Annotated in this window: 21 protein-coding genes; 9 read left to right on the top strand and 12 right to left on the bottom strand. The window is 70.1% G+C overall.

Features of this window, described 5'->3' with window-relative positions; genetic code table 11:
• Positions 1-47 precede the first annotated feature (47 nt).
• From AB0L56_RS30520 to clpS, 5 genes are all read right to left on the bottom strand, one after another.
• Positions 48-143: a putative leader peptide gene (locus AB0L56_RS30520; protein ID WP_312847494.1), complete on the bottom strand. Its 96-nt coding sequence runs from the start codon at positions 141-143 to the stop codon at positions 48-50.
• Between the two features lie 106 nt (positions 144-249).
• On the bottom strand, positions 250-672 hold the full coding sequence (locus AB0L56_RS30525) for a M67 family metallopeptidase (protein ID WP_361030647.1): 423 nt from the start codon (positions 670-672) through the stop codon (positions 250-252).
• Positions 673-806: 134 nt separating this feature from the next.
• Positions 807-2231, bottom strand: coding sequence for an amino acid permease (locus AB0L56_RS30530; protein WP_365429126.1), 1425 nt, complete (start codon positions 2229-2231; stop codon positions 807-809).
• Between the two features lie 388 nt (positions 2232-2619).
• Positions 2620-3222, bottom strand: coding sequence for a DUF2017 domain-containing protein (locus AB0L56_RS30535; RefSeq protein WP_365429129.1), 603 nt, complete (start codon positions 3220-3222; stop codon positions 2620-2622).
• A gap of 55 nt (positions 3223-3277) precedes the next feature.
• Positions 3278-3595 carry an ATP-dependent Clp protease adapter ClpS gene (gene clpS, locus AB0L56_RS30540; protein WP_361030657.1) on the bottom strand — a complete coding sequence of 106 codons (318 nt, stop codon included), beginning with the start codon at positions 3593-3595 and terminating at the stop codon, positions 3278-3280.
• A 96-nt stretch (positions 3596-3691) separates the two neighbouring features.
• Between clpS and AB0L56_RS30545 the strand changes: the two genes are divergently transcribed.
• Both AB0L56_RS30545 and AB0L56_RS30550 read left to right on the top strand, forming a co-directional pair.
• Complete coding sequence (locus AB0L56_RS30545; RefSeq protein ID WP_365429132.1) at positions 3692-5044, top strand: nicotinate phosphoribosyltransferase; 1353 nt, start codon at positions 3692-3694, stop codon at positions 5042-5044.
• 134 nt (positions 5045-5178) lie between these two features.
• Positions 5179-5772 carry a nicotinamidase gene (locus AB0L56_RS30550; RefSeq protein WP_365429135.1) on the top strand — a complete coding sequence of 198 codons (594 nt, stop codon included), beginning with the start codon at positions 5179-5181 and terminating at the stop codon, positions 5770-5772.
• Positions 5773-6037: 265 nt separating this feature from the next.
• On the opposite strand, the gene AB0L56_RS30555 is transcribed toward AB0L56_RS30550, so the two are convergent.
• Positions 6038-6361: a hypothetical protein gene (locus tag AB0L56_RS30555; RefSeq protein ID WP_365429138.1), complete on the bottom strand. Its 324-nt coding sequence runs from the start codon at positions 6359-6361 to the stop codon at positions 6038-6040.
• A 122-nt stretch (positions 6362-6483) separates the two neighbouring features.
• Entirely contained in the window at positions 6484-8841 is a 2358-nt protein-coding gene (locus tag AB0L56_RS30560) for an immune inhibitor A domain-containing protein (RefSeq protein ID WP_365429141.1), read from the bottom strand.
• A 397-nt stretch (positions 8842-9238) separates the two neighbouring features.
• On the opposite strand from AB0L56_RS30560, the gene AB0L56_RS30565 reads away from it, so the two are divergent.
• Positions 9239-9532, top strand: coding sequence for a hypothetical protein (locus tag AB0L56_RS30565; protein ID WP_361030670.1), 294 nt, complete (start codon positions 9239-9241; stop codon positions 9530-9532).
• Between the two features lie 28 nt (positions 9533-9560).
• Here AB0L56_RS30565 and AB0L56_RS30570 read toward each other — a convergent pair whose 3' ends face one another.
• From AB0L56_RS30570 to AB0L56_RS30580, 3 genes are all read right to left on the bottom strand, one after another.
• Positions 9561-10217, bottom strand: coding sequence for an RDD family protein (locus tag AB0L56_RS30570; protein WP_361030673.1), 657 nt, complete (start codon positions 10215-10217; stop codon positions 9561-9563).
• Between the two features lie 82 nt (positions 10218-10299).
• Positions 10300-11658, bottom strand: coding sequence for an RDD family protein (locus AB0L56_RS30575; protein ID WP_365429144.1), 1359 nt, complete (start codon positions 11656-11658; stop codon positions 10300-10302).
• Positions 11659-11771: 113 nt separating this feature from the next.
• Positions 11772-13187, bottom strand: coding sequence for an FAD-linked oxidase C-terminal domain-containing protein (locus AB0L56_RS30580; RefSeq protein WP_365429147.1), 1416 nt, complete (start codon positions 13185-13187; stop codon positions 11772-11774).
• Positions 13188-13290: 103 nt separating this feature from the next.
• Here AB0L56_RS30580 and AB0L56_RS30585 point away from each other — a divergent pair, with 103 nt between their 5' ends.
• Positions 13291-14685, top strand: coding sequence for a tetratricopeptide repeat protein (locus tag AB0L56_RS30585; protein WP_365429150.1), 1395 nt, complete (start codon positions 13291-13293; stop codon positions 14683-14685).
• A 338-nt stretch (positions 14686-15023) separates the two neighbouring features.
• Here the strand turns inward: AB0L56_RS30585 and hppD are convergent, their stop codons facing one another.
• Positions 15024-16172, bottom strand: coding sequence for a 4-hydroxyphenylpyruvate dioxygenase (hppD, locus tag AB0L56_RS30590; RefSeq protein WP_365429153.1), 1149 nt, complete (start codon positions 16170-16172; stop codon positions 15024-15026).
• Between the two features lie 122 nt (positions 16173-16294).
• Between hppD and AB0L56_RS30595 the strand changes: the two genes are divergently transcribed.
• The 5 genes from AB0L56_RS30595 (at position 16295) to AB0L56_RS30615 (ending at position 20561) form a co-directional block, all read left to right on the top strand.
• Positions 16295-16765, top strand: coding sequence for an Lrp/AsnC family transcriptional regulator (locus tag AB0L56_RS30595; protein WP_365429156.1), 471 nt, complete (start codon positions 16295-16297; stop codon positions 16763-16765).
• A gap of 29 nt (positions 16766-16794) precedes the next feature.
• On the top strand, positions 16795-17442 hold the full coding sequence (locus AB0L56_RS30600) for an ABC transporter permease (RefSeq protein WP_365429171.1): 648 nt from the start codon (positions 16795-16797) through the stop codon (positions 17440-17442).
• A gap of 67 nt (positions 17443-17509) precedes the next feature.
• Positions 17510-18718 carry a betaine/proline/choline family ABC transporter ATP-binding protein gene (locus tag AB0L56_RS30605; RefSeq protein ID WP_365429174.1) on the top strand — a complete coding sequence of 403 codons (1209 nt, stop codon included), beginning with the start codon at positions 17510-17512 and terminating at the stop codon, positions 18716-18718.
• Positions 18715-19599, top strand: coding sequence for an ABC transporter permease (locus AB0L56_RS30610; protein ID WP_365429159.1), 885 nt, complete (start codon positions 18715-18717; stop codon positions 19597-19599). Before AB0L56_RS30605 ends, AB0L56_RS30610 begins: the two co-directional genes overlap by 4 nt.
• Positions 19596-20561: a glycine betaine ABC transporter substrate-binding protein gene (locus tag AB0L56_RS30615; RefSeq protein ID WP_365429162.1), complete on the top strand. Its 966-nt coding sequence runs from the start codon at positions 19596-19598 to the stop codon at positions 20559-20561. Before AB0L56_RS30610 ends, AB0L56_RS30615 begins: the two co-directional genes overlap by 4 nt.
• Here AB0L56_RS30615 and AB0L56_RS30620 read toward each other — a convergent pair.
• Positions 20558-21349: a S16 family serine protease gene (locus tag AB0L56_RS30620; protein ID WP_365429165.1), complete on the bottom strand. Its 792-nt coding sequence runs from the start codon at positions 21347-21349 to the stop codon at positions 20558-20560. The genes AB0L56_RS30615 and AB0L56_RS30620 overlap by 4 nt on opposite strands.
• Positions 21350-21730 lie beyond the last annotated feature (381 nt).

A 21730-nucleotide genomic window follows, 5' to 3' on the forward strand; every position in this document is an offset into this window, starting at 1 on the left:
ACGCGGCAGCCCGCCGCGGCTCTCGGCCGCACGGCGGCAGCGGAGGATCAACAGATGGCGCTGTTCAGCCGGCACAGGTCGACGTGCAGCCGCGCCACGAGCAGTGCGCCCGGCGCTGTTTCGCTCACGTCGAGAAGAACCATGGGGTCATCGTATCGATTCCCGTACGGGCTCCCGGAGTGTGATCTCATGTGCCGGACATTCGTCTTCCGCAATGTGGGATCGGGCCGTTGGGTGGGTCAGGGCGGGTCAGTACGCTCCGACGACCTCGACCTCTTCCTCGGTGATCTCGCCGTCCAGGATGCGGAACGAGCGGAACTGGAACTCACCTGCGCCGTCGGTGTCGGCGGTGGAGACCAGGACGTAGTGGGCGCCGGGCTCGTTGGCGTAGGTGACGTCGGTGCGGGAGGGGTAGGCCTCGGTCGCGGTGTGGGAGTGGTAGATGACCACCGGCTCCTCGTCCCGGTCGTCCATCTCCCGGTACAGCTTGAGCAGGTCCTGGGAGTCGAACTCGTAGAACGTGGGCGAGCGGGCCGCGTTCAGCATGGGGATGAAGCGCTCGGGGCGGCCGGAGCCCGCCGGGCCCGCCACCACGCCGCATGCCTCGTCCGGGTGGTCCTGGCGGGCGTGGGCCACGATCTGGTCGTAGAGGGCCTTGGTGATGGTCAGCATGGGGCTCAGGATAAGCGGACGGGCTGTTCCGTACCGAGGGGTGGTACGGAACAGCCCGTATGCCGGACGCCTTGAGCGGATGGCCGCAGGGGGGTGCCACGCGTACTCCCCGCGCCCGGCGTCCCGGGTGGAGGTCAGCCCACCTTCTGGTACCGGCTCTCGTCGCGCTGGGTGACCTGCGGGTTGCGGCTCTTCAGGACCGACCAGCCGATGCCGAGGGCGACGGCCCAGCCGGCCATCACGTACAGGCAGACCCGGGCGTCCGCGTCGAGCGCGATCATGCCGGTGACGAACAGCAGGAACGCGATGGCGACGTAGGAGCAGACCGAGCCGCCGGGCGCCGGGAAGGAGGAGGCGGGCAGACGGCCCGCGACGACCCGGCGGCGGTAGAGGACGTGGCTGACGAGGATCATCAGCCACGTCCAGATGCCGGCGGCGGTGGCGATCGAGGTGACGTAGCCGAAGGCCTTCTCCGGGACGACGTAGTTCAGGACGACGCCGATGCCCATGAAGAACACCGAGGTGGCGATGCCAAGGGCCGGGGTCTTGCGCGAGGACAGCCGCTGGAAGACCTGCGGGGCCTCACCGTTGCCGGCGAGGTTGCGCAGCATGCGGCCGGTGGAGTACATGCCGGAGTTGCAGGACGACAGGGCCGCCGTGAGCACCACGAAGTTGACGATGCCGGCGCCGGCCGGGATGCCGATGACCGCGAACGCCTTCACGAAGGGGCTGGCGTCGGCGGAGAACTCGGTCCACTTGACCACGCACAGGATGACGGTGAGCGCGCCGACGTAGAACAGCGCGATGCGCCAGGGCAGGGTGTTGATCGCCTTGGGGAGGGTCTTCTCGGGGTTCTCGGACTCTCCGGCGGTGACGCCGACGAGTTCGACGGCGAGGTAGGCGAACATGACGCCCTGCAGGGTCATCAGGGACGAGCCGATGCCCTTGGGGAAGAAGCCGTCGAAGGCCCAGAGGTTGGAGACGGCGGCGGTGTCACCGGCCTGGCTGAACCCGAGGGTGAGCACACCGAGGCCGATCACGATCATGCCGATGATGGCGGTGACCTTGACCATCGAGAACCAGAACTCGATCTCGCCGAACAGCTTCACCGAGATCAGGTTGGCCGCGAACAGGATGATCAGGAAGACCAGCGCCGACGTCCACTGCGGGATGGCCGGGAACCAGTAGTTGATGTAGATGGCCGCGGCGGTCAGCTCCGCCATGCCGGTGACCACCCACATCAGCCAGTACGTCCAGCCGGTGAAGTAGCCGAAGAAGGGACCGAGGAACTCGCGCGAGTACTCCGCGAACGAGCCCGAGACGGGACGGTAGAGCAGGAGCTCGCCGAGGGCCCTCATGATGAAGAAGATGATCACGCCGGCGAGGGCGTACATGACGATCAGGCTCGGACCGGCCTTGGCGATGTTCGCCCCGGCTCCCAGGAAGAGCCCGACGCCGATGGCGCCGCCGATCGCGATCATCTGGACCTGGCGGCTGTTGAGGCCGCGCTCGTACCCCTCCTCGGGTACGGACTCCGTGTCGACCTGCGGTGAGGCCATGGTGGTGCGCCTTTCTCCATGCCGATCCGGGCCGCTGTCGGCTCCGGATCGGGTCGCGATCCCCCCGGACTGATGGAGCTGGGCGGACCTCGGGGGTCCGCTCGTGCCTGGCCGGCGGTGACCGGCTCGGTGGCGCACCCGGCCGAACGTTCGGGTGGCGTTGGCCAGGCGGTCGTGAAGATGTACCACGGCCGCCCTACTGATCACAGGGAGCCTCTGTGGCGCGCCTCACAGGAAGAAGCGGACAAAAGGCACCTGGAGGGCCCATAGAAGGCGAGGTCTTTGACGCGATCGCTATCCGGACTTGAGCGTCCTCTGAGCGAACGCATCAGCAGACTTTTCCGGACATTCGGCGCTGACTCACGGCATGGGAGTCAGCGCGTGCACGTCATGGCATCAGCGTCGAGACGAGCGTCTCCTGGAGGCCGCCGAGCCACAGGTACGCCATCACCATCGGCTTGCGCGGGTCCTCGTCGGGGAGGTGGAAAAGGAGGTCGCTGTCGTCCTCGTCGTTGATCTCCAGCCGGGAGCCGATCGCCAGTCGCAGGTCGTTCAGCGCGCCCAGCCACTTCTGGGACTCGTCCGGCGACAGCTTCAGCACCGCGCCGCCCTCGCCCTCCGAGGCGAGCGCGTCCAGCGAGCGGATCACCGTGAGGGCGTTGTCGCGCTTGGCGGCCCGCAGGTCGTTCTCGGTGTAGCGGCGGAACTCGGCGGAGTACGCCCGCTGCTCCTCCGCCTCCTTGCCCTGCGGGGTCGCCTCGGGGTCGCTGTAGGCGTCGGGGAAGAGTCGGCGCAGCACGGGGTCGGAGGGCGGTTCGCTCGGCCCCTCGGTGAAGAGCTCGGCGAGCGGGTCGCCGGAGGCCTCCTCCGCCGGTCCGGGACCGATGAGCTCCATCAGCTGCACGGCCAGGGACCGGATGATGGAGATCTCTACGTCGTCGAGGGCGACGGCCGCGCCGCCGCCGGGGAGCGGTTCGAAGGTTCCTGGCATGGAGGCGATCGCTACTTCCGGTCCTGCGGGCGGGGTCGGGTCATGTCCGGCTCGGTCACTTCCGGTCGTGCTGGAGGGTGGCCCACAGTCCGTAGCCGTGCATGGCCTGGACGTCGCGTTCCATCTCCTCCCGCGTTCCGCTGGAGACGACCGCCCGGCCCTTGTGATGGACGTCGAGCATGAGCTTGGTCGCCTTGTCCTTGGAGTAGCCGAAGTACGACTGGAAGACGTACGTCACGTAGCTCATGAGGTTGACCGGGTCGTTGTGGACGATGGTGACCCACGGGACGTCGGGCTCCGGTACGGCGGAGACCTCCTCGGCCGACTCGGTGCGTTCGATCTCCAGGGGTGCGGGTGACGTCACACAGCCCATGCTGCCACCGTAGGGGGGTGGTCGCACAAACCGGCCCGCTGTTCCGGTGTCCCGACTCAAATCGTCAAACTGACGAGATGGGGGTAGCATCCCTGCATGAACACAGCGGACCTTGGGCGTGGACGACGCGTGGGCGTTCCCTCGACGGCGCTCTTCACCGACCAGTACGAGCTGACGATGCTGCAGGCCGCGCTGAAGGCCGGCACGGCCGGCCGGCGCAGCGTGTTCGAGGTCTTCACCCGGCGGCTGCCGAACGGCCGCCGCTATGGCGTGGTGGCCGGCACCGGGCGGGTGCTGGACGCGGTCGAGAACTTCCGGTTCGACCCGGACGTCCTCGCCTTCCTGCGAGAGAAGGACATCGTCGACGGGGCGACCCTGGAGTGGCTGGCCGGCTACCGCTTCTCGGGGGACATCTGGGGCTACCCCGAGGGCGAGGTGTACTTCCCGGGCTCGCCGATCCTGCGGGTCGAGGGCAGCTTCGCGGAGTGCGTGCTGCTCGAGACGGTGATCCTGTCGATCCTCAACCATGACTCGGCGATCGCCGCCGCCGCGTCCCGGATGGCGTCCGCCGCCCGCGGGCGGCCGCTGATCGAGATGGGCGCCCGGCGCACCCACGAGCTGGCCGCGGTGGCCGCCGCCCGGGCCGCCTACATCGGCGGCTTCTCCTCCACCTCCGACCTCGCCGCCGGCTTCCGCTACGACATCCCGACCGTGGGCACCTCCGCCCACGCCTTCACCCTGCTGCACGACAGCGAGCGGGACGCGTTCCAGGCCCAGGTCGACTCCCTCGGCGACGGTACGACGCTCCTGGTGGACACCTACGACGTGGCCGAGGCCGTCCGCACGGCCGTCAGCATCGCCGGGCCGGATCTGGGCGCCGTACGGATCGACTCCGGTGACCTGCTGGTGGTGGCGCACCGGGTGCGGCAGCAGCTGGACGAGCTGGGCGCCACCGACACGAAGATCATCGTGACCTCGGACCTGGACGAGTACGCCATCGCCTCGCTGGCCGCCGCGCCCGTGGACGCCTACGGGGTGGGCACGCAGCTGGTGACCGGCTCGGGACATCCGACGGCTTCCATGGTCTACAAGCTGGTCGCCCGCGCCGTGTCCGCCGACCCCGCGGCACCGCTGGTGCCGGTGGCGAAGAAGTCCATCGGCGGCAAGACCTCCATCGGCGGACGCAAGTGGGCCGCGCGGCGGCTGGACGAGTACGGCGTCGCCGAGGCGGAGGTGGTCGGCACCGGTGAGGTACCGGCGGAGCTGGCCGAACGGCAGCTGCTGGTGCCGCTGGTCCAGGGCGGCGAGGCGCTCGTCCGCGAGCCGCTCGACGTGGTCCGCGACCGGCACGCGGCGGCGCGTGCGGGTCTGCCGCTGTCCGCGACACAGCTCTCCCGGGGGGAACCCGTTCTTCCGACGGAGTATGTACAAGGGCCGTCGGTTGGCTGACGGCAAGCTGCGGGCGCGGTCCTGCGGGGCGCGGTTCTGCGTGCCCCTGTCCGTGTCGCCCTTCATTCAATAGGCTCGGAGGTTGACCCGGCCGGGCCTGCCACCGTCCGACCCATAGCCGAAGGACACCGACCATGCGCCGCGCACTGATCGTCGTCGATGTGCAGAACGACTTCTGCGAGGGCGGCAGCCTCGCCGTGACCGGCGGTGCGGATGTGGCTGCCGCCATCACCGAGCTGATCGGCCAGGCCGCCTCGTCCGGCGGCTACCAGCACGTGGTGGCCACCCGTGATCACCACATCGCGCCCGGGGGGCACTTCGCCGACAACCCCGACTTCGTACGGTCCTGGCCCGCGCACTGTGTCGCGGGGACGGAGGGGGTCGGGTTCCACCCGAACTTCGCGCCCGCGGTGACGTCCGGCGCGGTCGACGCCGTGTTCGACAAGGGGGCGTACGCAGCCGCGTACAGCGGGTTCGAGGGGGTGGACGAGAACGGGACGCCGCTGGCGGAGTGGCTGCGCGAGCGCGGGGTGACGGACGTGGACATAGTGGGGATCGCCACCGACCACTGTGTGCGGGCCACCGCGCTGGATGCGGTGAAGGAGGGCTTCCGTACGCGGGTGCTGCTGGATCTGACGGCGGGCGTGGCCCGGGAGTCCACGGAGAAGGCCCTGGAGGAGATGCGGGCGGCCGGGGTGGAGCTGACCGGCAAGCCGGTCGTGCACTGAGCACACCGCCACTGCGGACAGTCGTGCCGCTGGGGCGGCCGGGGTGGAGCTGACCGGGAAACCGATCGTGCACTGAGCACCCCGCCACTGCGGACAGTCGTGCCGCTGGGGCGGCCGGGGTGGAGCTGACCGGGAAACCGATCGTGCACTGAGCACACCCCCGCTGCGGGCAGTCGTGCCGCTGGGGCGGCACGGGTGGGCGCAGCGGCACCGCAAAGCGCCGCGAGCTGAAACCCCGCCCGGTCACCTCTACAGAGGGTCGCAGCTAGGCCGCGGGGCGCCTGAGCAGGGCTTTTATGGGGTGCCAGAGTTCCACCGTCAGCACGGTGGGGTCGGGGGTGGTGCGCCATATGAGGCCGTCGGGGTGGTGGAGGACGGCGGTGATCTCGTCCGGCGTGGGCGGGGCCGTGTTGCCCCGGAGGTAGATCGCTCGCAGGCCCAGATTGCGGAGCCTGGTCAGGGCCCGTGCGCGGTTCCGGGCGTGGACGAGGACACGGACGCCGGCGGGTGCGTCGGCGGCGGGGCTGGGCAGGTTCAGTGCCACCACCACCGTGCCGTTCGGCAGCTTGCAGAAACCTCCTGCGGCCATGCGCTCATACCCCCGTGTCAGCCGGTGTCAATAAGAGAGTCACAGGAGGCACCTAAACACGGATCGGCGGTGACCCGCCAGGGGGTCACCGCCGATCACGCTCTGACCTGGGAAGATGCTATTTACCTGCCGGCAGGACGGACCTCGAGCTCGATCGTCGAGCCGTCCCGGGCCTCCTTCAGGATCTTGATCTTCGTGTTGGTGTCAGTGATCTTGACGCTGCCGCCCGGGTTCTGCTCGTCGTAGTAGGTGTGGGTGCGGTCGTTGAAGACCGACACACCCTTCGACGACGGGACCCACTTGGCCACGTCCGCCTTGTGGAGGGTGATGCCCTCGGTGCGGAACGTGCTGAACGTCGCGTCATAGGTCTGGATGCGGTTGCGCATCACCGTGCCGTCGGCCCACTTCAGGGCGGTCGGGTGCGAGTCGATCGGCAGGATCAGACCCGTGCCCGGGTGCTGGCTGGTGTTGTTGTCCGCCTGGGAGGTGTCCCACTTCCAGATCAGCAGACCGTTCTGGTACGCGTAGTGCTCGACCCAGTCCGGGCGGGACGTGAAGCCGAAGTTGTACGGGCCGACCTGGAGGGTCTTGTCGTACGACACGTACTGGCGGTTCTCGGCGATGTAGTACTGCGCGTAGTCCTTGGTGAAGGACGCGCCCTGGCGGGTGAAGCCGTTCGCCGTCCAGGCGTCGTCCGCGGTCTCGGCGTTGTCCGAGAAGACCGGGGCACCGTCCGCCGTCACCGTGATGGCGTCGGCCGTGAAGCCCTTCAGGGCCACGCCGCCGTCGGTCTGGTAGCGGAAGCGCAGGTCGACCTTCTGGCCAGCGTACGCGTCGAGGGAGTACGCGAACTTCTTGTAGCCGTCGAGCGTGCCGTGCAGGGCCGGCTTGTCGCTGCCGTCGCGCGGGATCGGCTGGCCGTCGACCGTACCGTCGACAGCGGTCCAGTTGGCGCCGCCGTCGGTGGACACCTCGGTGTAGAGGTAGTCGTAGTTGGCCTCGATGTCGTACCAGCCGTCGAAGGTGAGCTCGGCGGACGACTTGCCGGTCAGGTCGACCGAACGCGTGAGCGTGTTCCGGAGGTCGTCACCGCTGCCGCTCCACCACTGGGTCTCGCCCTCGGCCGGCTCGATGATCTCGGTGGTGACGGCCTTCTTGGGCAGCTCGACGACCAGCGCCTGCTTGTGCTTGGTGTTGTACTCGGCGACACCCAGCTTGTGCCAGGAGTTGACGCCGGCCTTGGCCGTGTCGTAGTTGAGCCAGCCGAGCTGGAGCTTGTCCCAGGCGGTCATGTCGCCGGGCAGGTTGCCGATCTCCTTCTTCCCGGTGCCGAGCCAGGAACCGGAGGACATCAGCGTCCAGAAGCCGGTGGAGTTCTCGCCGCCGGCGGTGTCGTAGAGGTCCGGCAGACCGAGGTCGTGGCCGTACTCGTGGGCGAAGACGCCGAGTCCGCCGTTCTCCGGCTGGATCGTGTAGTCGCCGACCCAGATGCCGGTGGAGCCGATCTGCGTGCCGCCGAGCTTGTTCTGCTCGGGACCGGTGGCGCCGGCGTCGGTGCCGAAGGCGTACCAGCGGTGGGCCCAGATCGCGTCCTCGCCCTGGGCGCCGCCGCCCGCGGACTCGTCCTCACCGGCGTGCACGATCTGGAAGTGGTCGATGTAGCCGTCGGGCTCGTTGAAGTCGCCGTCGCCGTCGAAGTCGTAGCGGTCCCACTCGTCGAAGCGGGCGACGTCCGCCTTGATCTGGGCGTCGGTGCGGCCGGCCGCCTTCTGCTGGGCGACGTAGGCGTTCAGACCGTCGCTGACGACGTTCCACACGCTGGGGCAGTTGCTGTCGCCGCAGGCATTGTTGCCGTAACGGGCCTCGTTGTAGGGGACCTTGACCCAGTCGGAGACCTCACCCTCGACGGAGTAGCGGCCGGAGGACTGCTTCTCGTAGTAGGTCTTGACCGAGTCGACGCCCTCGCCGGACCCGAAGTACAGGTCCTCGAAGTGCTGCTGGTCGTAGTCCTCCTGCCAGGCCGTGGAGTTGTCCACCTTGCGGTCCGGCTTGGCGATCTGGTTGTGCAACGGGCCGGGGGTGCCGCCGTAGCGGCTGTCTATCTTGTCGCCGAACTCGACCAGGATCGTGAAGATCTTGTCGGTCTTCTCGCGGCCGAGCTCGACGTACTTGGCGTCGCCCTTCTTGCTCTTCAGCTGGACGACCTTCGAACCGTCGCGGTTCTTGACCTTCGTCCTACCGGATATGACCTGGTTGAGGGCTTCCTCGCGCTGGGCCTCCTGCGTCTTGGAGAGCGGGCCCTCGAGGTCGTGCTCGACGTGGTTGCGCTCGGCCGGGTCGTGCCGTTCCACGGCGCCGGGGCGCTCGGCCTTGTCGGCCGTGTCGGCCTGGGCCACAGTGAACGCAGAGCAGGTGGCGGTAACCGCCGCGAGCGCAACGCCTGTCGCGGCTGCTCTGAACGTCCAGGGTCTACTGGTCACTTGAGATCCCCTCCCGCGTGCGTACGCGCGGACGAAGGAGGTTCCCCTAGTGGAAGGTCCAGCGCGCACGTGATCAACGCGTGTAGTCAAGTGACGACATTTGACTAGAGGTTCGCCAGAAAAAACAGACCTTGACTTGGACAGTTCAACTGCACTATGCGGAGCCGTGGTTCGCTTTCCGGACAGATCCGTGCTAAACGCTGGCGGGCGCGCGCAAACCGTCCACTTGGTGGACGCCATGACTCCGTGCGCCCCCTGTGCACCGGGCCTGTCGGTAAGGTCACGCTTACTGTCCGTTCCCCTCGGGCACGCTCGCCGTTAGAGTCGGTTGGCGGAAAGCCCTTGAACCGGTGGAAAGCCAGGCCGACAGCCCCCGACTTCCGAGGACACGATGGCCATGCCCCGTCCTACTGTCGCTCAGCTCGCTTACGGTTCGTGCGCCGTGGTGTTCGCGACGTTCGCCATGCTGCTGTTGTCCGGGGCCACTTCGCCCCTGGCCATCGCGGTGATCGCCGTCTCGGCACTCGCCTTCGGACTTCTGGCGGCCATAACGGCTCCGCGCCTCGCGCCCCGGCGGCGGCCCGTCGCGGTGGAGAGGCCCGCGGCGGCGCCGGAGCCGGTACGGGCGACGGTCCCCTCCCCGCTGCGGGAGAAGGTACGGGAGCCGGTGCGCGAACGGGCCGCGTCCTGACAGCTGTTCGCCTCCTGCCTCACCTGCCTCATCCGGTGCTGACCACCACGGTTCGGGCCGCCTTGTCGTGCAGGCCCTGTTTGTAGGGCCGGTCGAAGAAGCTCCAGCCGCCCGCGATCGCGGTCCAGACGCAGGCGCAGCAGAACGCGAACGGCAGCCACAGCACGGCCGCGCGGGTCAGCGCGGTCTGCACGGAGGGGTTCGAGCCGTCGGCGAGGTCGGCCACCCGCATGTGCAGCCACTTCTTGCCGAGGGTCTGGCCGGAGCGGGCGATCATGAAGGTGTCGTAGGCGATGTAGAGCACGGCGGCGATGATGGACTGCGCGAAGCCGTTGCCGACGTTGACCTCGTCTCCGTCGACGTTGTACTCGGCGACCCCGAACGGCAGCGTGAGCAGCACCACGACGGCGCCGACGAGAATCATGTCGATGATGCGGGCGAGCGTGCGTTTGCCACTGTCCGCGAGCGGGGGCATGCCGGCGAGCGGATCGGAGGCGCCGGGGGTCCCTCCGTACGGGCCTCCCCCGCCGTAGGGGCCGCCGCCTCCTCCGTACGGGCCCGAGCCGGGGGTGTCGTACGGGGAGCCCGGCCCCGGGGCTTCGGGGCCGCCTGGTGGAGGTTGCTTCTTGAACGGGTCGTCGTCCGGCGGCTGCCGACCGGAGCCGGGGGGCGGTTCGGTGGTCATGCCCCCGAGTCGACCGTGAACGCTCCGGGACCGCATCCGGCGAGCGGCCGTCCGGAGTACCGGGCGTGCGGGTTGCCGGGGTTCAGCCGGCGACGAACGTGTGTGCGGCCTTGTCGTGCCAGCACTGACGCCAGGGCTTGTCGAACAGGCACCACAGGACGCCCACCACACCGACGACGAGCAGCCCCGGGACGCTGTAGACCAGCCAGCGGCGCAGGGCCGCGCCGAAGCCGGGGGCCTCGTGCCCCTCGATGTCCCGTACGTCCAGACCGAACAGCTTCTTCCCCAGTGTGCGGCCCCACTTGACGGTGGGCAGCACCTCGTAGAGGACCCCGGTGAGGAGGAGGACGGCGAGGACGATGCCGAGGTGCACCGAGGTGGTGCCGTCGAGCAGCCACACCGTGACGGTCTCGCCGGAGAGCCTGGCCGCCTCGATCTTCGCGTCGATGTGGTCCATGGACTTGATGCCGAGCGGTACACCGGCCGCGGCGGTGACGGCGCCGAGGACGACGGTGTCCAGCAACCGCGCGGCCAGCCGCTTGCCGAGCGAGGCGGGGCGGGCCGCGGCCTGGCGGCGGGCGGCGGCCTGGAACGGGTCGTCGACCGGCGGCTTCCACGGCGCGACGGGCGGCTCCTCACCGCCGGCGAGCCGGTGCACCTGCTGCGCCCAGGAGGACTGGCCACCGCCGGGGCCGCTCGTCAGGGGGGCGGAGCCGGAGGCGGGGGCGGGGGCCGCGGGAGCGGAGGGGGCGGGAGCGGTGGGCCGGGCCGGGGCGGGGGTCTGCGGGGGCACGGCCGGGGCGGCGGCCTGCTGGGGGCCGGACGGGGCCGGGGCGGAGGCGGCCTTGCCCGCGCCGAATCCGGGCCGTCCGGCGGCGGAGCCGTCCTGCTGTCCCGTGCGGGTGACGGCGCGGAAGGTCATCGTGCCCTCGTCCTCACCACCGGCGTCGGCCGCCTGCCCAGCCGTGCCCGCAGTCCTGCGGAACACGAAGGTGCCGTCGGCGGCCGGGGCCGTGTCAGAAGCGCCCGCGGTCTCCGGTGCGGGCGTGTGCGGCACCCGCGGGTCGGCGCCCCACGAGACCTTGCGGTCCTGGTCGCCGCCGAAGCCCGACTGGCGGGAGCGGTCGGCGCCCCAGGCCGAGGCGGGTTCGGGCCGGCTGCCGTGCTGGGACTCGGCCGGGGACGGCGACGGGGAGGCCGGGCCCGGCTCGTCCACCGGGTCCTCGTCGAAGAAGTGCGGGCCGGTCTCCTCGACGGAGGGCCGCGCGGGTCCCGCGCCGGACGGCGGGGCCAGCGACTCCCCGTCCTTCGGAGCCGGACGGCTCGTGCCCGGAACCCACGAGGCGCCGTTCCAGTACCGGACGTATCCGGGAATGGACGGGTCCGGGTAGTACCCTTCGCGGGGCCTGTCGTCACCGGGGGCCGGGGTAGGGGCACTCATCCGTCGTCCCGTATCTGCTCGAGGGGTGGGTCGGGGGGGACCACATCTATCAGACGAGCGGGGGCCTGACCGCCGCTCCGGCCGTACCCCACCCCTTTCGGGCACAGTCGCGGTCAGAAGAGCTTGCCGGGGTTCAGAATGTCGAGCGGGTCGAAGGCCTTCTTGACGGCCCGCTGCATCTCCAGTCCGACCGGTCCGAGTTCGCGAGCCAGCCACTCCTTCTTCAGTACGCCCACTCCGTGCTCGCCGGTGATGGTGCCGCCGAGCTCCAGACCGAGCGCCATGATCTCGTCGAAGGACTCCCGGGCCCGCTGCGACTCCTCCGGGTCCGTGGCGTCGAAGCAGACCGTCGGATGGGTGTTGCCGTCGCCCGCGTGCGCGACGACACCGATGGTGAGCCGGTGCTTCTCGGCGATCCGCTCGACGCCGTCGATGAGCTCGCCGAGCCGCGAGCGGGGCACGCACACGTCGTCGATCATCGTGGTGCCCTTGACCGCCTCCAGCGCGACCAGGGACAACCGCCGTGCCTGGAGCAGCATCTCGGACTCGGCGGCGTCCTCGGCCGGGACGACCTGGGTGGCGCCCGCCGCCTCGCACAGCGCGCCGACGGCGGCCAGGTCCGCGGCCGGGTCGGTGGTGTCGAACGCCGCAAGCAGCAGCGCCTCGGTGGTCTCCGGGAGGCCCATGCGGGCCATGTCGTTGACGGCCTTGACCGTCGTACGGTCCATGAGTTCGAGGAGTGAGGGGACGTGGCCGCCGGCCATGATGCGGCACACGGCGTCGCAGGCGGCGGCGCCGGAGGAGAACTCGGCGGCCAGCACCAGCTGCTCGGGCGGCTTCGGCCGCAGCGCGAGGACCGCGCGGACGACGATGCCGAGGGAGCCCTCGGATCCGACGAACAGCCGGGTCAGGTCGTATCCGGCGACGCCCTTGGCGGTGCGGCGGCCGGTGGACATCAGGCGGCCGTCGGCGAGGACGACGTCGAGCCCGAGGACGTACTCGGCGGTCACCCCGTACTTCACGCAGCACAGCCCGCCGGAGGCGGTGCCGATGTTGCCGCCGATGGTGCACATCTCCCAACTGGAGGGGTCCGGCGGGTAGTAGAGGCCGTGTTCGCCGACGGCGCGGGAGAGGGTGGCGTTGATGACGCCGGGTTCGACGACGGCGATCCGGTCGACCGGGCTGATCTCCAGGATGCGGTCCATCTTCGTCAGGGAGAGCACGATGCAGCCGTCGGTGGCGTTGGCCGCGCCGGACAGACCGGATCGGGCGCCTTGCGGGACGACGGGGACGCGGAGCTCGGTGGCGGTGCGCATGACGTACTGGACCTGTTCGACCGTCTGCGGCAGGACCACCACCGCGGGGCTGCCGGCCGGGCAGAAGCTCGCCATGTCGTTGGCATAGGAGGCCGTTATGTCGGGATCGGTGAGGACGGCCTCGGGGGGCAGTCCGCCGAGCAGCCGGTCGACGAGAGGGCCGGCCGCCACCGTGTCTTCATCGCGTCGCGCTTCGATACGGCTCATGATCACAGCGTCGCACCCGGGGCCATCGGTGTGAACCCCGCGCGGGCAGCCGCGTCACACCGGAGTGTGATCATCATGTGAACGCGGCGCATGACGCATGGTGTGCGCCATGACCGACAAGCCACGTGAGCCCCGGCGCCGGGTGCGCCGCGCGCTGATCGCCTCGACCGCAGGGTGCGCCGTGCTGGGCGGGGTGCTGGTCCTCCTGCCGTGGGAGGAGGGAGCGCCACCCGCGCCGACTCCGGCGGGACGGGCGCTGGCGGCGGTCAGCAACGGGGTGCCGGCCGCGCTCCCGGACCTGACGGCGCTCACCAAGGAGCGCGAACGGCATCTGAAACGGCATCCGCAGGACGCCCAGGCCTGGGCGGTGCTCGGGGCGGCCCGGGTGGAGCAGGGGCTGCGGCTGGCGGATCCGGCGTACTGGTCGCGGGCCGAGAAGGCGCTGCGCACCTCGCTGACGGTGCAGCCGAGAGGCAATGCCCCGGCGATGCGCGGGCTGGCCGCGCTGGCGAACGCGCGGCGGGACTTCGCCGAGGCGCGCGAGTGGGCCGAGGCGGCGCGGAAGCTGGAGCCGGGGCGGTGGACGACGTATCCGCTGCTGATCGAGGCGGCCGTCGGGCTCGGCGAGGACGAGGTGGCCGGGAAGCTGCTGGAGAAGCTGAAGGAGCTGCGCTCCGGTCCCGCGGTGATGGCGCGGGCGGCGGCGGTGTACCGGGACAAGGGCTGGCGGGAGGACGCGGCGGCGAAGCTCGCGGACGCGGTGTCGGCCGCCGGGGAGCCCGCCGAACGGGCGGCGTATCTGGAGCGGGCCGGGCAGCTCGCCTGGGAGCGCGGCGACCGGGAGGACGCGCTCCGGCACTTCCAGGAGGCGGTGCGGATCGACCCCGACCAGCGGGCGGCCCAGGCCGGGCAGGGCAGGGCGCTGGCGTCACTGGGGCGGACGACGGAGGCGCTGAGCGCGTACCGGGCGGCGCTGGCGAGGCATCCGCGGCCGGAGTACGTGCTGGAGCTGGGCGAGCTGTACGAGTCGCTGGGGCTGAAGGAGGCGGCGCGGGTGCAGTACGGGGTGCTGCAGGAGCGGGTGCGGGCGGCTGCGGCGCACGGGGCGGACGAGGAGGTGGTGCTGGGCCGCTACGAGGCGGACCACGGGGACGCGAAGGCCGCCGTACGGCGGCTCCGTGAGGAGTGGATGCGGCAGCCCTCGACCGAGGTGGCGGACGCGCTGGGCTGGGCGCTGCACCGGGCGGGCAACGACGAGGAGGCCCTCCCCTACGCCGTACGGGCGACCGAGGGAACGCAGGGAGGCGGCGTACGCAGTGCCCTGTACGCCTTCCACCGCGGCATGATCGAACGCTCCCTGAACCAGTACGGACCGGCCCGCCGCCACCTGAAGGAGGCCCTGCAAATCAACCCCTGGTTCTCCCCCCTGCACGTCCCCCAGGCCAAAGCAGCCCTGACCCACCTGCCCGAACCCTCCGCCCAGGCAGGCCCGGAGTCCCACTGACATGCACTCGGCCGTTTGCCGCGGCCGGCATCCTGCGCTGTCCACGGATACGCGGTGTGCCTTGAGCGGCGACCGACTCAGAATCCGTCAACGGCTGGTGACCGAGCAGACCATACCCCGGCTTCCGGCCCGGCAAGCCGTCCGGGCGGACGCACTGATGTACCTCGCAGCCGACACCTCCGAGTCGGACGAGGAACTGGCAGTACTCACGGCAACCACCACGAACAACCCCGGTCGACCCCACACCTCAGCGGAATGCCGAGGTTGGCGTGCGCCTTCCGTCGGGCCTCCCCCGGGCTTTGAGGGGAGGCCCGACCGGCTGCGGGGGCGTCTGGGGGTTACAGGTTGCCGCGTTTGGCCTGTTCTCGTTCGATGGCCTCGAAGAGGGCCTTGAAGTTGCCCTTGCCGAAGCCCATCGAGCCGTGGCGTTCGATGAGTTCGAAGAAGACCGTCGGGCGGTCCTGGACCGGCTTGGTGAAGATCTGCAGCAGGTAGCCGTCCTCGTCGCGGTCCACGAGGATCTTCAGCTCGCGCAGGGTTTCGACCGGCACCCGGGTCTCCCCGGCCCACTCGCCGAGGGTGTCGTAGTACGAGTCGGGGGTGTCCAGGAACTGGACGCCGGACGCCCGCATCTGGCGCACTGTCTGCACGATGTCGTTGGTGTTCAGCGCGATGTGCTGGACGCCGGCGCCGCCGTAGAACTCCAGGTACTCGTCGATCTGGGACTTCTTCTTGGCGATGGCGGGCTCGTTGATCGGGAACTTGACCTTGAGGGTGCCGTCGGCGACGACCTTCGACATCAGCGCGCTGTACTCGGTGGCGATGTCGTCGCCCACGAACTCCTTCATGTTCGTGAAGCCCATGACCTTGTTGTAGAACTCGACCCACTCGTTCATCCGGCCGAGCTCGACGTTGCCGACGCAGTGGTCGATCGCCTGGAAGGAGCGCTGGGCCGGCGGCTCGACGGTCGGCTGGGCGGCGACGTAGCCGGGCAGGTAGGGACCGTCGTAGCCGCTGCGCTCGACCAGGGTGTGGCGGGTCCTGCCGTAGGTGGCGATCGCCGCGAGGACGACGGTGCCGTGCTCGTCCTTCAGCTCGTACGGCTCGGCGACGGAGCGGGCGCCGTGCTCGATGGCGTAGGCGTACGCGGCGCGCGCGTCCGGGACCTCGATGGCGAGGTCGACGACGCCGTCGCCGTGCACGGCCACGTGGTCGGCGAGGAAGGCGCCCCACTCGGTGCACTGCTTGATCACCGAGGTGAACACGAAGCGGGCCGAGCCGCTCTCCAGGACGTAGCTCGCGGTCTCGCGGCTGCCGTTCTCCGGTCCGGAGTAGGCGACCAGCTTCATGCCGAAGGCGGTGGAGTAGTAGTGCGCCGCCTGCTTGGCGTTGCCCACGGCGAAGACGACCGCGTCCATTCCCTTGACCGGGAAGGGGTCGGCCTGCCGGGTGGTCACTGCGGGAGTGTGGTGTGTGGTCTGCGTCATAGGTGCAGCGTGGGCCAGCCCTGCAAGGTGCGCAATAGTTCGCCTGTTCACTGGGCAATGTGTGCAGTGGGATGCCCGTAGACGCACGGTTTCTGTACAGGATGACCATCGGGGAGGACGGTATGGCGATCGATCATCTGGACGGGCGGATCATCGTGCTGCTGGCGCGGGAGCCGCGGATCGGGGTGCTGGAGATGTCCCGGCGGCTGGGCGTGGCACGCGGAACCGTGCAGGCGCGGCTGGACCGGCTTCAGTCGAACGGAGTCATCCGCGGATTCGGCCCCGAGGTGGATCCGGCGGCCCTCGGATACCCGGTCACGGCGTTCGCCACGCTGCAGATCCGGCAGGGTCAAGGATCGGACGTACGGGCCCACTTGGCGACCGTGCCGGAGGTGCTGGAGCTGCACACCACCACCGGTACCGGGGACATGATGTGCCGGCTCGTGGCACGCTCGAACGCCGATCTTCAACGGGTGATCGACCGCGTCGTCGGTTTTGATGGAATTGTCCGGGCTTCCACGGCGATCGTCATGGAGAATCCCGTTCCGCTGCGGATCATCCCGCTGGTGGAGCAGGCAGCGCTCGGCGAGTGACCCGACCTGGCCGAGCTGGGGTGAGCACGTTGAACTTCTGGGAGTACCTGGAGAGCCGGCACCAGCAACTGCTCACCGACGCCTACCAGCACGCCAGCGTCGTCTTCCAGTGCATGGTGGTGGCGACCGTGCTCGGTGTGGCGATCGGGGTCGTCACGTACCGCAGCGGGTGGGCGGGCAGCCTCGCCACGACCGCGACCTCCACCCTGCTGACCATCCCGGCGCTGGCCATGATCGGTCTGCTGATTCCGATCGTGGGGCTCGGCGTGCCGCCGACCGTGATCGCGCTGACGCTGTACGGGCTGCTGCCGATCGTGCGCAACGCCATCGTGGGCCTGCGCGGGGTCGATCCGTCGCTGGTGGACGCCGCCACGGGGATCGGCATGTCGCGCCCCGCCCGGCTGGCGCGGGTGGAGCTGCCGCTGGCCTGGCCGCCGATCCTGACCGGGATCCGCGTCTCCACACAGATGCTGATGGGCATCGCCGCCATCGCCGCGTACGCCTCCGGCCCGGGCCTGGGCAACCTGATCTTCCGCGGGATCGCCTCGCTGGGCAGCAAGAACGCGCTGAACCAGGTGCTCGCGGGCACCCTCGGGATCATCATCCTCGCCCTGCTGTTCGACGCGGCGTACGTCCTGATCGGGAGGCTCACCATTCCCAGGGGGATCCGTGCCTAGTTCTGCCGCCGATTCCGCGCCCGGTCCCGCCACGTCCGGGACGGAGCCCCCGTCGGTCGGGGCGACCATCGAGCTTGAGGGGCTGACCAAGCGGTACCCGGGCTCCGCCCTGCCGGCCGTCGACAACGTCACCATGGACATCCGGGAGGGCGAGACGGTGGTCCTCGTCGGCCCCTCGGGCTGCGGGAAGTCCACCCTCCTGAAGATGATCAACCGGTTGATCGAGCCGACGTCGGGTCGTATCCGCATCGGCGGCGAGGACGTCACCGACATGGACCCGGTGCGGCTGCGCCGCAAGATCGGGTACGCGATCCAGGCGAGCGGGCTGTTCCCGCACATGACGGTGGCGCAGAACATCGCGCTGGTGCCGAAGATGCTGCGCTGGCCGGCGGCCCAGGTGTGGGAGCGGGTGGAGGAGATGCTGGACCTGGTCGGCCTCGACCCCGACGAGTTCCACGACCGCTATCCGCGTCAGCTCTCCGGCGGCCAGCAGCAGCGGGTGGGCGTGGCACGGGCGCTGGCGGCGGATCCGCCGGTGCTGCTGATGGACGAGCCGTTCGGCGCGGTGGACCCGATCACCCGGGACCACCTCCAGGACGAGCTGATCCGGCTCCAGCGGGAGCTGCACAAGACGATCGTCTTCGTCACCCATGACTTCGACGAGGCCATCAAGATCGGCGACCGGATCGCGGTGCTGCGCGAACGCTCCCACATCGCCCAGTTCGACACCCCGGAGGCGATCCTCACCAACCCCGCCGACGACTTCGTGGCGGGTTTCGTGGGCACCGGGGCGGCCCTGAAGCGGCTCAACCTCACCCGGGTGCGGGACGTGGGGATCAGCGACTATCCGACGGTCAGCGTCAACGACCCGCCCGAGGAGATCGACGCCAAGCTCCGCTCCGGCGGCATCAGCGAGGTGCTGGTGCTGGACAAGCGGGGGCGCCCCTACAAGTGGCTGCGGCGTGGCGACTGGATGCGCGCCAAGGGCACCCTGGCCCGCGCGGGCACGCTGGTGCAGGACACGGTGACCCAGGACGCGACCCTGCGGGACGCGCTGGAGGCCGTCCTCGTCGACAACACCGGCCGCGTCCCGGTCACCGGGCGGCGCGGCGCGTACGAGGGCGTCGTGGACCTGGAGACACTCATGAACTCCGTGCACGAGCTGCTGGAGGCCGACCGGCTGGAGGCGGTGGACGCCCAGCACGACCTCCAGGAGCAGCAGGCCCCGCAGACCCATGCGGATCAGGAGGGCTTCGGCGGGGAGGCGAAGGCGTGAGCAGCTCCACTTCCGGGTCTTCCGGGTCTTCCGGGCGGCGGCCCGAGGGCGAGCACGAGGGCCGGGGGCCCGTCCTTCAGGACGACGGCGGCGGACGGTCCGACGAGACGCAGGAGGCTTCCTCGCAGGCGGCCGCGCGGCGCCCCCGCGTGACCTGGCAGAAACTGACCTTCCTGCCGGTGGTGCTGATCGCCGTGCTGCTCGCGACCTGGCTGTGGTTCGAGCAGGCGGAGCTCGACGCGCTCACCCGGAACGCTCTGTCGGACGGGCAGGTGTCCAAGGCGCTGTGGCAGCACATCCAGCTCACCGCGATCTCCACGTTCTTCGTGCTGATCATCGCGATCCCGCTGGGCATTCTGCTGACCCGGCGCATGTTCCGCCGGGCCACCCCGGCCGCGATGGCGTTCGCCAACATGGGGCAGGCGACCCCGGCGATCGGTCTGCTGGCGCTGCTGGTGATCTGGCTGGGCATCGGCCGCAAGGCCGCGCTGATCGGCATCATCGCCTACGCCGTGCTGCCGGTGCTGTCCAACACCATCGCCGGCCTGCGGGCCAACGACCCGACCCTGCTGGAGGCGGCCCGCGGCATCGGCATGTCCCCGCTGGGGGTGCTCACCCGGGTGGAGCTGCCGCTCGCCGTCCCCCTGATCCTCGCCGGCGTACGGACGGCGCTCGTCCTGAACGTCGGCACGGCGACGCTCGCGACCTTCGGCGGGGGCGGCGGTCTGGGCGTACTGATCACCACCGGGATCACCAGCCAGCGGATGCCGGTGCTGGTGGTGGGCTCGATCCTCACCGTCGCGCTCGCCCTGCTGGTGGACTGGCTGGCTTCCCTGGCGGAACTGCTGCTACGGCCGCGGGGGCTGGAGGCGGGGCCATGAGACGTATCCGCCTCTTTCTGGCCGGGGCGCTGCTGGCGGTCGCCTCGGGCTGCGGCCTGACCAGCGGCTCCCCGATGGTCGACGACGTGACACCGGGCTCGATCGGACAGGGCCAGCCCCTGAAGGGCGCGAAACTCACCGTGACCTCGAAGGAGTTCACCGAGCAGCTGATCCTCGGGGCGATCATGGGCATCGCCTTCCAGGCGGCGGGCGCGGAGGTCATCGATCGGACCGGCATCCAGGGCTCGGTCGGGTCCAGGGAGGCCGTCGTCAACGGTGAGGCGGACGCCGGCTTCGAGTACACGGGCACGGCGTGGATCACGTATCAGGGCAACAGCAAGCCGATCCCCGATCCGCGCGAGCAGTGGCTGGCGGTGCGGGAGGCGGACGCGAAGAACGGAGTGACCTGGCTGGAGCCGTCGGAGCTGAACAACACCTACGCACTGGCCATGAACCAGGCGAACTTCGAGAGGTACCGCACGCGGACCCTCTCGGACGTGGCCGAGCTGGCGAGGACCGACCCCGGTGCGGTGACGCTGTGCGTGGAGGGCGAGTTCGCCAACCGCGCGGACGGGCTGCCGGGCATGGAGAAGGCGTACGGCATGGACATCCCGGCGGGCAACGTCACGCAGATGGACACCGGGATCATCTACACCCAGACGGCCAAGGGCGCCTGCACCTACGGCGAGGTGTTCACCACCGACGGGCGCATCAAGTCCATGAACCTCGTGCTCATGGAGGACGACAAGAAGTTCTTCCCCAACTACAACGCGGCGCCAACGGTCAACACCGACACCTTCAAGGAGTGGCCGGCCATCGCCGACGTCCTCGCGCCGGTCACGGAGAAGCTGGACAACAACGTGGCGCAGACGCTGAACGCGAAGGTGGACGTCGACGGGGAGGATCCGCACCAGGTGGCGCTGGACTGGATGGTGGAGGAGGGGTTCGTCAGGGAGGGCTAGCAGGTGGGGACTTTGCCCGTGCCCTTCTCCAGGGAGACGAGGGCGTCGACGGCGCCGTCGAGGGTGGTGACCGGGATGAGGCGCAGTCCCTTGGGGAGTTCCGCGTTGGCGTCGGCGCACTCGGCCTTCGGCACCAGGAAGACGGTGGCGCCGTCCCGCTTGGCCGCCTGCGTCTTCAGGGGCACGCCGCCGACGGGGCCGACGGTGCCGTCCTCGTCGATGGTGCCGGTACCGGCGACGACCCGGCCGCCGGTGAGGTCGCCGCCGCTGCCGTCGCCGTTCAGCTTGTCGACGATGCCGAGGGAGAACAGCAGGCCGGCGCTGGGGCCGCCGACGTCGGCGAGCCTCAGGGTGACGTCGATGTCCTCGTCCTCGAGGTTCAGGTGGTTCAGCGCGGCCCGGGTCGCCTCGTCCTGGGACTCCTTCATCTGCTTCCGGTTGTACTGCTCGATCTCCTCTACGGTGTCGCCGCTGGGGTAGACCGAGTCGCGGGGCATGACCGCCTGGTCGGTGCTGAACCAGCTGTCGATCACGTCCGGGAGGTCGACGCGGGTGTCCGGGGAGGTCGCCTCGATGGTGGTCATCCGCAGTTGCCCGGTGGTCTCCCGTACGGGTGCGCCGGAGATGCTGATGACCTGCTCCCCCTTGTTCTCACCGAGCACGTTTGCGGTGAGCCCGGGCTGCGCGACGGAGAAGGGCAGCGGGGCGAAGCCGGCGGTGGCTAGCAGGGCGACGACGGGCACGGCGAGGGCGCCGACTTTCTGGGAACGCGTGAGACGAGAAAACACCCTGCCAATCTAACCAGCCCCGGCCTGCTGCAGCTGCCGCAGCTGCGGGCAGTCGTGCCGCGCAACCCTAACCGCAGCGCCGCAGCTGCCGCAGCTGCCGCAGCTGCCGCAGCCCTGCCGCAGCTGCGGGCACTCGTGCCGCGCAACCCTAACCGCAGCACCGCAGCTGCCGCAGCTGCCGCAGCTGCGGGCAGTCGTGCCGCTGGGGCGGCACGGGTGGGCGCAGCGGCACCCGGCAAGCTCCGGCGAGAGACACCCACCCCCGGCCGAGCAGCACACCGGTGCTGGTGTACCCGGGGGGAGGTCGCGCAGCCCGGCGCCGGCGGGGTGCCGTCGCGCCCACCCGTGCCGCCCTGCGGCACGACTGCCCGCGGAGACGGC

The organism is Streptomyces sp. NPDC052079, assembly GCF_040680275.1.
Classification (GTDB): Bacteria; Actinomycetota; Actinomycetes; order Streptomycetales; family Streptomycetaceae; genus Streptomyces.